Consider the following 11026-nt stretch of genomic DNA (forward strand, 5'->3'; position numbering starts at 1 on the left):
GGGAAAATTCCAGGACTTTTTCCCTGAAAATTAGGTAGTTGACCACCTGAAAATCAATAAAACCCTACACCCCACACCCTACACCCCACACCCGTTCGGCTGAGCTCACGGCCGAAGCCTGCCACCACGAGAAACTTTTTGCCGCAAACCCTACTTAGACATCAAAAGGGTGCGAGAAGTTCCCTAAAAATGCCGTAAAAATTTATCCGTAATCGGGCAACTTTATGAAACGAATTATCTCCCAATGTCGTAAGGAATTAGTGCAGTTTAGTCGTGATCGACTTACCCTCGCCCTCGCTTTCATTTTGCCCGTGATGACTCTTTTTATCTTTGGTTTTGCTATTCGTTTAGAGGCGAAAGATATACCAGTTTTAGTGCAAGATCAAGATCAAACAGTTTTTAGTCAAAATTATAGCGATCGCTTGTTCGCCACTAATTTATTTATTCCCGTGGTTTGGGAAGGCAACCCTGAAACCGCTTTAGATCGAGGTATTGCTAGGGCAATTGTTGTAATTCCTCCCGATTTTAGTCGTAATTTACAAGCTAATAAAACCGCCGAAATTCAAGCAATTGTTGATGGTACAGATGCTAATAATGCCCGAATTATTCGCAATGCAATTAAAGCGACTACCCGCTCTTTTTTACAAGCAGAAAAATTAATTTCTGTCACTATTCCCATCGAAACTGCCACCCGACTTTGGTTTAATCCCGGACGACAAGAATCTCTCTATATTGTGCCGGGGGTTTATGCTGTGGTTTTATGGATTTTTCCCTCACTTTTATCAGCGATCGCTATGGTACGAGAAAAGGAAAAAGGCACAATTTTACAAGTTTATGCCTCCGCTCTCACTGCCGAAGAATTAATACTAGGTAAATCCCTCGCTTATCTAATAGTAGGAATCGGAATCGCTATCGGAGTTATGGGTTTAGGAAGTCTGATTTTTCAATTAAATTTTGCCGGTGATCCAATGCCATTACTGTTAGGAACTATCCTCTATTTATGGGCAAGTGTGATGTTTGGATTAATGTTAGGTGCGCGTACCAGTAATCAAAATTCTGCGGTGCAAGGTGTTTCTTTAGTGGGTTTTCTCACTGCTTTATTACTCAGTGGTTTTATTTATCCGTTAAGTAATATTCCCTTTCCCCTCTCTTTAGTTTCAAATATAGTTCCCGCTCGTTATTATATCGAAATTACTAGAGATGCTTTTGTCAGGGGTGTGGGTTGGGCGGGTATTGGCAATAATTTAGTGATCATTTTCCTCTTGGGAATGGTCTTATTTTTATTGGCAATAAAAGCTCTATCAAGAATGCAGTTAGGAGAATAATAAGATGTTTAAGCAATTATTTATAGGTCGTTTTTTATCTTTAGTTATTAAAGAAATTCGCCAGATATTACGCAACAAACAGTTAATTATTCTCTTGATTTTTCCCCCAACTCTTCAACTATTGATTTATGGATTTGCGCTTAATCCCGATGTTCATCATATCAAATTAGGAATAGTCGATTATGCCGCTACTGTTGAAAGTCGCTCTCTCATCGCTGCTTTTACCGAAAATCAGATTTTTGATGCCGAAATGATCACTTTTGATGAGAAAACATTAACCCAACAGGTGGAAACAGGAAAATTAACCGCTGGTTTGATAATTCCTCCCGAATTTAGTCGCAATCTCACCCAAGAAAAAACCGCATCTATTCAAGTTTTTATCGATGGAGTGGATGCCAATACCGCAGGAATTGCTAAGGGTTATATCAATCAAATTGTGCAAGAATTCGGCACGGGAAAAGTTAATCAAAATGCGCCACTTCCCATCTCAACACAAGTAATTTTCTTTTATAATCCCGGACTTTCTAGCAGTTGGTTTTTTGTCCCCGGAGTCATGGGATTAGTATTAACTTTAATCGGTTCGATCGTTTCTTCTATCACGGTTGTTAAAGAAAAAGATACGGGAACTCTCGAACAATTACTGATGACTCCTGCCGCTGCTTGGGAGATTTTGTTAGCTAAAGTTGTGCCTTTATTCATCCTCCTTTTGGGTGATGTTTTGTTAGCATTAACCATCGGTAAAGTGATTTTTAATGTGCCATTTCGGGGCAACTTTTTGCTATTTATGGCTTTAGCTAGTCTCTATATTTTTGTTAGTATTGGTGTCGGTATTATGTTAGCGACACTCTGTCAATCCCAACAGCAGGTAGTTTTAACCACCTTTTTTATCAATTTACCCATGGTACAATTATCAGGAGCGATCGCGCCTATTGAAACGATGCCGCCATTTTTTCAATATCTCTCTCTTTTTAATCCTCTCCGTCACTACATAGCTATTATCCGCGGTATTCTTTTAAAAGGTATCGGTTTAGAAGCTTTATGGGTTCATGTATTGGCTCTGATTGGTTTCGCTGTGATACTTTTAACTATTAGCACCAAACGTTTTCGCAATCAGTTAAGTTAATCGTTTTTCAATCATTCCAGATGGAAAAAATTAATCTATCCCGGAGTCGTGAATAACGATTAATTATTAATACTCTAACCAAAACGACCGCTAACATAATCTCTAGTGGACTCTTGAGCAGGATTTTGAAAGATAACCTCGGTGCGATCATATTCCACTAAATAACCCACTTTACCACCTTTTGGGGTCGGTTCAGCATTATAAAAAGCCGTTAAATCAGAAACCCGCGACGCTTGTTGCATATTATGAGTAACAATAACTATAGTATATTGGGTTTTCAATTCGTGAATTAATTCCTCAATTTTTAGGGTAGAAATTGGATCGAGTGCCGCACAAGGTTCATCCATTAAAACAACTTCTGGTTTAACCGCAATAGCGCGAGCAATACATAACCTTTGTTGTTGTCCCCCGGATAAAGCTAAACCACTTTCTTTGAGTTTATCTTTAACATCATCCCAGAGAACGGCTTTTTTTAAAGATTCCTCTACTAATTGATCCATATCACCAGTGTAGCCATTTAAACGCGCCCCAAAAGCAATATTTTCATAGATAGATTTAGGGAAAGGATTCGGTTTCTGAAAAACCATACCGATGCGACTGCGTAACCCGATAGGATTAACGGAATTACCATAAATATCTTGGCCGCGAAAGGTAACTTTTCCCTCAATTTTGGCACTTTTAACCAGATCATTCATGCGATTAAAACAGCGCAAAACCGTACTTTTTCCGCAGCCAGAAGGACCGATAAAAGCGATCACTTTTTTCTCAGGAATATCAAGGTTAACATCACGAACAGCGAGATTAGAACCGTAGTAAACGTTTAAGTTTTTGGTTCTCAAAACCGCATCGGTAACAACATCGGTACTATACATAATCTTTAAAGAAATAGGTGTTGGGGAATAGGGAAAAGGGGAGGTGGGAATTATGAATTATGAATTATGAATTAGGTAGTGGGAATTATGAATTACGAAGTGGGATGTGGGGAGAATAAATAAAAATAATCTCCCGTCTCCCGTCTCCTATCTCCTAACTCCCGTCTCCTAACTCCTGATAACTGATAACTGATTTAGCCAAAACGTCCACTAACATAATCTTTAGTTGCTTGTTCTTGAGGATCACCGAAGATTTTGTTAGTATGATCAAACTCGACTAGATAGCCAATTTTGCCACCTTTATCGGTGGGTTCAGCGTTATAAAAAGCCGTTAAATCCGCTACTCTAGTAGCTTGTTGCATATTGTGAGTAACAATAATAATTGTATAACGTTCTTTTAATTCGTGCATTAATTCCTCAACTTTTAAAGTTGAAATTGGATCGAGTGCCGAACAGGGTTCATCCATTAATAATACTTCTGGTTGAGCGGCAATAGTGCGAGCAATACATAATCTTTGTTGTTGTCCCCCCGATAGGGAAAAACCGCTTTCTTTTAGTTTATCTTTTACTTCTTCCCAGAGAGCTGCTCGACGCAAGGAAGTTTCTACTAATTCATCTAAATCGCCTTTATAACCATTTAATCGCGCTCCGTAAACCACATTATCATAGATGGATTTTGGAAAAGGATTAGGGCGCTGGAACACCATACCGATACATTTTCTGACTTCGACAGGATCCACCTCTTGAGAGTAAATATCCTGGTTATGATAAAAAACTTTGCCGTCAATACGAAAACCGTGAATTAAATCATTGAGACGATTAAAACACCTGAGAATGGTACTTTTTCCACAGCCAGAGGGTCCGATAAAAGCGGTGACTCTATTTTTGGGAATATCGATGGAAACATCTCGTACTGCTCGATAATTACCATAGTATATATCAGCCTTATCGACCTTTAAAACGGTTCCTGTAGAATGGGGGTTAGAGTTAGTTAGCATAAATTATTTACCTTGAATTTGGCTAATTTAGGAATCAGAAAGATAGGTAGATTTTTACTTAAATATCCCTTTTTGCTTTTCACTTTTTACTTTACTTAATAGGTTTTCTGGCGCGTGGCTAAACGGGATAAAATGTTAGTTACCAATACCAAAAGCACGAGAATTAAAGCACCGGCCCAAGCTAATTGCTGTTGAGGGGCAAAAGGGGCAGTAGCAAAGTTGAAAACTAAGACCGAAAGGGTGGCAATCGGTTCAAAGACACCCCGAGGCCAAAAGTTAGAAAATAATGCCGTAAAAATTAAGGAGGCGGTTTCCCCGGCAGCCCTAGCAATTGCTAAAGTGACACCGGTTAAAATAGCGGGAACTGCCGCAGGAAGGACGATTTTTAGGACGGTTTGGTAGTTATAGGCCCCTAAACCCATGGCTGCCCAGCGGATGTCTTGGGGAACGATTTTTAAAGCCTCATCGGTGGTTCTAATAATAGTTGGTAACATTAACACCGCTAAACCGATCGAACCGGCCAGGGCAGAAAAGCCTAAAAGGGCTGTTCCTTCGCCAAATAAGGGGGCAACTAACAAACCGTAGGCGAAAACCCCGACAATAATCGAAGGGACACCCGCTAAAACGTTGGTAGCAAAGCGCACACCCTGGGCAAGTTTGTTATCACCGCTAAATTCCGAGAGATAAACCGCCGCTAAAACGCCGATGGGAACTGCGATCGCTGTAGCGAGGGCAACGACAATAATTGTCCCTAAAATGGCATTAGCGATGCCTCCTCCTCCTAACCCCGGCGGTGGCGGTAATTTAGTAAAGAGATTGGCGTTTAAACGACCCACCCCTTGCACAAAAACGAAGCCTAGGACGGCAAAAAGGGGAATCACGGTGACAGCTAAACATAAAGCCGAGAGGACGGTCATAATTGTCCCCAATAGCGATCGAGGACTACTCGGTTTCTTCTTGAGATTATTGCCTAAATTCGCACTATCCATGTCAGTTATCAGTGGGAATTATGAATTATGAATTATGAATTATGAAGTGGGGGAGTGGGGGAGTGGGGAGAAAAAAGATGCCTTCTGCCTTCTGACGGCTTAATACTTAGCTTTAACGCGATTAACGATTAATTCTGCGAAGATATTGACTACTAGGGTCAAAACCAAGAGAACAAAACCAGCATACATTAAAGCTGATACTTGCATTCCCGAGGCTTCGGCGAATTGGTTAGCCAATAAGGAAGCGATCGTGTTAGCAGGGGCGAGAATAGAGGCACTAATGCGGTTAGAATTGCCGATAATCATCGTTACTGCCATGGTTTCCCCTAAAGCGCGCCCTAAAGCTAACATAATCCCCCCAACAATCCCAGAAAAAGCGGCAGGAATTAAGACCCGAAAAATTGTTTCCCAACGGGTGGCCCCCAAACCTAGAGAAGCTTGCCTTAGATCCGGCGGTAAAGCGGCCAAAGAGTCACGAGAGATAGCGATAATAATCGGCAGGATCATAATTGCTAAAATTACCCCCGCCGGTAACATCCCCGGCCCCCCTAAAGGCGTGCTAAACAGAGGAATCCAACTAAAATTAGCATTTAACCAGTTACCAAGGGGTCTGAGGATAGGAATCAATACAAATATACCCCATAATCCATAAACAACACTGGGAATAGCGGCCAAAAGTTGTACGAGAAAAACCAAAATTGTCCGCGCATTTAAGGGAATAAAATCTTCGCTTAAAAAAATCGCTGAACCGATGCCGAGGGGAACAGCAATCAGGAGGGCAATCAGAGAACTAACGAGAGTTCCGTAGATAACCGGCAGAACTCCGAATTCTTCCCGACCGCGCACGGGATTCCAAGCGCTACTGGTCAAAAATCCCAGACCAAAGGTTTGAATCGCTGGTAAGGCCCGAATAAAAATAACTAGGGCAATTAGGAGCAAAATTACCCCAATAGCGATGGCAAAGGCGGTGGTTAATCCGACAAAGCCTTTATCGAGGATTTTTTCCGATTCTGGACGTTCTTTAAAAGTTGAGTCGGGCGAAACTGTGGGCGCACTCATGATTAGGGTTAAAATCCAGCTAGTTTGCGGTAGCTAAGGTCGAAATTGGCCTTTCTACACTATTGTAACTTTGAATACATTTTTTCGGCGACTAATCCACCTTGATCGTGTAATCAGGATAGATGACATCAGCAGCGGCGGCTACTCGTTCCCGGACGTTTTTCGGTAGGGGAATATAACCAAGGGGAGCTGCTTGTTCTTGTCCTTGGTTAAGTCCAAATTCAATCATCGCCTCCATTGCTAAAGCTTTTTGGGGATCGTTGTATTTTTTGTAAACCAACATCCAGGTATAGGTGACAATGGGATAGGAATTTTCCCCCGGCGGATCGACGATAAAAGCGCGTAAATTTTCAGGCAGTTCAACGTTAGCGAGGGTAGCAGCGGCGTTGGTTTCATCGGGAATGACAAATTTACCCGCCTGATTTTGCAGGGCGGCCATGGGCAGGTTATTATTTTTAGCGAAACCGTACTCAATATAACCGATCGAGCCTGGATTTTGTTGAATTAGGGCAGTTACGCCCTCATTGCCCCTACCACCGAGAAATTTACCTTTTTTGGTCGGCCATTGTACGGCTTTTCCTTCACCGATGCTTTTTTTCCATTCGGGACTAACGGCGCTTAAAAACTTAGTAAAAACTCCCGTTGTTCCGCTACCGTCTGCCCGGTGAACTACGGTAATTTCTTCATCGGGTAGTTTTAAATCGGGGTTATCGGCGGCAATTTTGGCATCATTCCAACGGGTAATCGTGCCTAAAAAGATGCCTACATAGGCTTCCCTACTTAGTTTCAGCCCTTCTACTCCGGGCAAATTATAAGCCATAACGATGCTTCCCGCCGTCATCGGTAGCAGTAAAACCCCTCGGCTAACTCTGGCCATATCTTCGTCAGTCATGGCTACGTCGGAAGCGCCAAAATCGATCGTACCTTGGATAAATTGTTCGACTCCCGCCCCGCTACCAGTAGATTGATAGTTAATTAGCAGTTTGGAAAATAGTTGATTAATGGTGACAAACCAGTTTTGATATAGGGGCGCAGGAAAAGAAGCACCCGCACCATTGAGGGCAACTTCTCCTTTTAGGGGAACCTGGGCGATTCTATTGCTTCCCTCTCCGCTAGTTCCTGCCGTATCGCCGCCCCCACAAGCGGTTAAAGTCGCTGTTAAAGTGGCTAGGGATAAGGCTGTTAGTAAATGGGTTCTGTTTTTGTTGAGCATAGGATTAATTTTGATCCGTAAACTGCCTTAAATCTTACGCTAAAATTTACCACGACTTGGTAAAGAATAGGTTAAGAAGTGAATAAAAGAACGTAATGTATTGTCAAGAAAATTTTTCTCGATAACTAGACAAAAATCTCCACTTCTTTTACCATTTATTTTGACTAAACATTAGTTTTAAGTCGCGGGTAAAGCCGCTAACTTTTCCTGTCTAGATAGGGGTTTTCTCTTTCCTTACCATTATAGTGACGTAAAAACAACAAAGAAAAGATTAAGGTTTTTATCCATCATCCCTCAGCTTTTTTCTTCCCACTTCCCCACTTCCCCACTGATAACTGAAAAGTATCCCCAATACCCGTTTTTACTTTCTCCTTTTGACACCTATGCTAGAAATCTTTACTCAGCTATCTCGTCCCACCAAAGTAGTCGCAACCATACTAGGAACTGCTCTACTTTTCCCCGCTTGTGCCAATATTAATCCTCAAGACCTAAAACCAATTAAAATTGATGGTTCGAGTACCGTAGCACCAATTACCAACAAAGTTCTCGAAGATTTTAAAGCTAATACCCCTAACAAAGCTTTGGCTGATGTTAAAATTGATGCTAACATTTCAGGAACCGGCGGTGGTTTTAGAAAATTTTGTGCGGGAGAAACGGATATTAATAATGCTTCTCGGCCAATTTCTGTGGAAGAATTAAAAGAATGTGATGCTAATAAGGTAAGATTTATCGAACTACCGATCGCTTTTGATGCTTTAACCGTGGTAGTCAATCCCCAAAATAACTGGGTTGATGATATTTCCACCACAGAATTAAGAACTATTTGGGAACCAGCGGCCGAGAATAAAATCAAACGTTGGAATCAAATTAATCCCGCTTGGCCCGACCAACCGATTACCCTTCACGGACCGGGTAAAGACTCCGGAACCTACGATTTTTTTAGTGAGGTAATTAACGGCAAAGATGCCAGTCGTGGGGATTTTAACTTTAGTGAAGATGACCAAGCTTTAGTTAATGCCGTCAGTCAAGATCCCAACGCATTAGGCTATTTTGGCCATGCTTACTATGAACAAAATCGGGATAAATTAAAAGCTTTGAAAGTTAACGGTATTGAACCAACTCGCAGCAATGTCGAGGATAGTAAATATCAGCCTTTATCTCGTCCTTTGTTTATTTATGTTAATGCTCAAAAAGCCCAAGAGAATCCCGCTTTAGAGAAATTTGTTAAATATTATCTCGATCGAGTTCCTGATTTATTAGATAGTATTGGTTATATTCCCCTACCGGATGAGGCCTATCATTTGGCACGGGTACAGTTGCAAAAATTTGAGGTAGGAACGGTTTTTGATGGCCGACCTCAACCCAATTTAACCATCGGGGAATTACTTCGCAAACAAGCTCAATTTGAAGCTAAGTAGGGTTGGCTGAATAAATCTAAAAACCTTGTTTGGTAAGACTTTTAGACTTTTTGTCAATCAAAAAGTACCGGCTCTGGGAGTGAGCGGGGGGAGAACTCAGGGACTTTTTCCCTGAAAATTAGGTAATTGACCCCCTCAAAATGGGTAAAACCCTACACCCTACACCCTACACCCTACACCCTGCCCCCAGGAAAAACTTTTTCAGCAAACCCTACTTAATTAACCCTTCGGTGTCGCCCCAAATTGCTCGATGAGGATAGAGGTTAACACCGATTTTAGGTCTTCACAGGGAATCCCTTTTTGTACACAACTTCCCAGGTGAGCATCTTTACCCACTTTACCCCCCATGTAGAGGTCAACTCCCTCGACGGTTTTGCCGTCTTTGCGCGCTTTTGTCCCCATCAAACCGATATCGGCCACTTGGGGTTGTCCGCAGGAGTTAGGGCAACCAGTCCAGTGAATCCGCACACCCCGGGGGATATTTAATTCGGCATCTAACTGACGAATCAAGTCCACAGCCTTATTTTTGGTTTCAATCAGGGCAAAATTGCAGAATTGCGCCCCCGTACAGGAAACGAGCGCTCGTTGTAAAGGAGTGGGATTGGGGGTAAACTTAGCCAGTAAAGGCTCGGTTAAAAGAGTCGGCATATTTTCAGCCGCTATATTGGGAATAATCACGTTTTGTTCCACCGTTAAACGTAATTCTCCGCTGCCATACACTTCGGCAATCCGGGCCAAATCGAACATATCATCGGCAAATAGACGACCAACGGGAACACAAAGACCGATATAGCTTAATCCCTCCTGTTTTTGCGGAAAAACTCCCAAATGATCCCGTTTTTCCCAGTCAATAGCGTCTTTTTCGGCTGCCGTTGCTAAGGGATAACCTAAGTGATTAGCCACCCGCGTGCGGAATTCCTCGATTCCCCACTCATCAATTAACCACATTAAACGGGATTTTTGACGATTGGCGCGTAACCCGTTATCGCGGTAAACTTCTAAAATCCCTCGGCATAAATCCACCACCTCCTGATTCGGTCTCACCCAAACATTCATAGGAATTGCCGCTTCACAGCGTTTAGCCGAGAAAAAGCCACCTACCACAACATTAAAGCCTAATTCTCCTTCTTTATAGGCAGGAACAAAGGCAATATCGTTAATTTCCGCATGAACCGAGTTATCGCGTCCCCCCTCAATGGCAATATTAAATTTGCGGGGCAGATTGGTAAATTGATAATTACCTTGACCACAGTTGGTAATCATATCTTGGACTTTTTGGACTAATTCCCTGGTGTCAATTAATTCATCCGCGTCTAGTCCTGCCATGGGTGAACCGGTAATATTTCTGACATTATCCATGCCCGATTGTACCGAAGTCATACCCACGGATTTTAGTCGTTGGAAAATATCAGGAATATCTTCGATACGAATACCGCGTAATTGTAAGTTCTGACGAGTAGTAATATCGGCATTACCATCATCACCGTAACGCTGCACAATTTCCCCTAAAACGCGCATTTGCTCACCGCTAATAATGCCGTTAGGAACCCGCAAACGCATCATGAATTTACCCGGGGTGACGGGACGATAAAAAACCCCTACCCATTTTAAGCGATATTCTAAATCGGTTTTATCCATCGCTTCCCAACCGATTTGGGCAAAATGATCTAGTTCATCTTTAATGGCTAGTCCGTCTTTCTCGGCTTTAAATTTCTCGAATTTATTGAGAGTTGTTCCATCTTTTTCAGGTGCTTGTACCACGAGTCTATCTCCTTCTGGTTTGTGGGTGCAATTGTTCTAGTTGGTGCGGGTTAGAAATGAAGAAATCGGGATTTAACAATAAGTATTCTTTAAAATACAGTCGTCATTAGCAAAAATTTAGTAATTTACCTAGTCTCTATTTGTTATTTAATTCTTTTTAACTTGGATAATTTTGTATTGTTTGTAACAGAAATCCTTTAACCATCGTGTTTAAGGATTTCTGTCATGCAGTAAGTGCATTAAGGTGGGGTGTGGGGAAGTGGGGAGG

9 protein-coding genes are annotated in these 11026 nt (G+C 42.0%); 3 read left to right on the forward strand and 6 right to left on the reverse strand.

Annotation, left to right across the window (positions count from 1 at the left end; translation table 11 throughout):
• Window positions 1-224: 224 nt before the first annotated feature.
• Complete coding sequence (locus tag IQ234_RS08890; RefSeq protein WP_193956827.1) at window positions 225-1325, forward strand: ABC transporter permease; 1101 nt, start codon at window positions 225-227, stop codon at window positions 1323-1325.
• A 4-nt stretch (window positions 1326-1329) separates the two neighbouring features.
• Window positions 1330-2448: an ABC transporter permease gene (locus tag IQ234_RS08895; RefSeq protein ID WP_193956828.1), complete on the forward strand. Its 1119-nt coding sequence runs from the start codon at window positions 1330-1332 to the stop codon at window positions 2446-2448.
• Window positions 2449-2522: 74 nt separating this feature from the next.
• Here IQ234_RS08895 and pstB (IQ234_RS08900) read toward each other — a convergent pair whose 3' ends face one another.
• The 5 genes from pstB (IQ234_RS08900) to pstS form a co-directional block, all read right to left on the reverse strand.
• Window positions 2523-3320: a phosphate ABC transporter ATP-binding protein PstB gene (pstB, locus tag IQ234_RS08900; protein WP_193956829.1), complete on the reverse strand. Its 798-nt coding sequence runs from the start codon at window positions 3318-3320 to the stop codon at window positions 2523-2525.
• Window positions 3321-3514: 194 nt separating this feature from the next.
• Window positions 3515-4318, reverse strand: a complete 804-nt coding sequence (gene pstB / locus IQ234_RS08905) for a phosphate ABC transporter ATP-binding protein PstB (protein WP_104396344.1) — start codon at window positions 4316-4318, stop codon at window positions 3515-3517.
• A gap of 95 nt (window positions 4319-4413) precedes the next feature.
• Complete coding sequence (gene pstA / locus IQ234_RS08910; protein ID WP_002749314.1) at window positions 4414-5307, reverse strand: phosphate ABC transporter permease PstA; 894 nt, start codon at window positions 5305-5307, stop codon at window positions 4414-4416.
• Window positions 5308-5406: 99 nt separating this feature from the next.
• Complete coding sequence (gene pstC / locus IQ234_RS08915) at window positions 5407-6366, reverse strand: phosphate ABC transporter permease subunit PstC (RefSeq protein WP_151696972.1); 960 nt, start codon at window positions 6364-6366, stop codon at window positions 5407-5409.
• A gap of 91 nt (window positions 6367-6457) precedes the next feature.
• A complete protein-coding gene (gene pstS, locus IQ234_RS08920) occupies window positions 6458-7579 on the reverse strand; it encodes a phosphate ABC transporter substrate-binding protein PstS (protein WP_193956830.1) in 1122 nt (373 codons plus the stop codon).
• A 383-nt stretch (window positions 7580-7962) separates the two neighbouring features.
• Between pstS and IQ234_RS08925 the strand changes: the two genes are divergently transcribed.
• Window positions 7963-8997: a PstS family phosphate ABC transporter substrate-binding protein gene (locus IQ234_RS08925; RefSeq protein ID WP_193956831.1), complete on the forward strand. Its 1035-nt coding sequence runs from the start codon at window positions 7963-7965 to the stop codon at window positions 8995-8997.
• 219 nt (window positions 8998-9216) lie between these two features.
• Here the strand turns inward: IQ234_RS08925 and IQ234_RS08930 are convergent, their stop codons facing one another.
• Entirely contained in the window at window positions 9217-10758 is a 1542-nt protein-coding gene (locus IQ234_RS08930; RefSeq protein WP_193956832.1) for a ferredoxin--nitrite reductase, read from the reverse strand.
• Between the last annotated feature and the right edge of the window lie 268 nt (window positions 10759-11026).

This window comes from Microcystis aeruginosa LEGE 91341 (assembly GCF_015206885.1).
In the GTDB taxonomy this organism is placed as follows: Bacteria; Cyanobacteriota; Cyanobacteriia; order Cyanobacteriales; family Microcystaceae; genus Microcystis; species Microcystis aeruginosa_H.

Coding starts and splice junctions, on each gene's coding strand:
- pstB (WP_104396344.1), bottom strand. CDS start 4,318: ATGCTAACTAACTCTAACCCCCATTCTACAGGAACCGTTTTAAAGGTC.
- pstB (WP_193956829.1), bottom strand. CDS start 3,320: ATGTATAGTACCGATGTTGTTACCGATGCGGTTTTGAGAACCAAAAAC.
- IQ234_RS08895 (WP_193956828.1), top strand. CDS start 1,330: ATGTTTAAGCAATTATTTATAGGTCGTTTTTTATCTTTAGTTATTAAA.
- IQ234_RS08925 (WP_193956831.1), top strand. CDS start 7,963: ATGCTAGAAATCTTTACTCAGCTATCTCGTCCCACCAAAGTAGTCGCA.
- pstC (WP_151696972.1), bottom strand. CDS start 6,366: ATGAGTGCGCCCACAGTTTCGCCCGACTCAACTTTTAAAGAACGTCCA.
- pstA (WP_002749314.1), bottom strand. CDS start 5,307: ATGGATAGTGCGAATTTAGGCAATAATCTCAAGAAGAAACCGAGTAGT.
- pstS (WP_193956830.1), bottom strand. CDS start 7,579: ATGCTCAACAAAAACAGAACCCATTTACTAACAGCCTTATCCCTAGCC.
- IQ234_RS08890 (WP_193956827.1), top strand. CDS start 225: ATGAAACGAATTATCTCCCAATGTCGTAAGGAATTAGTGCAGTTTAGT.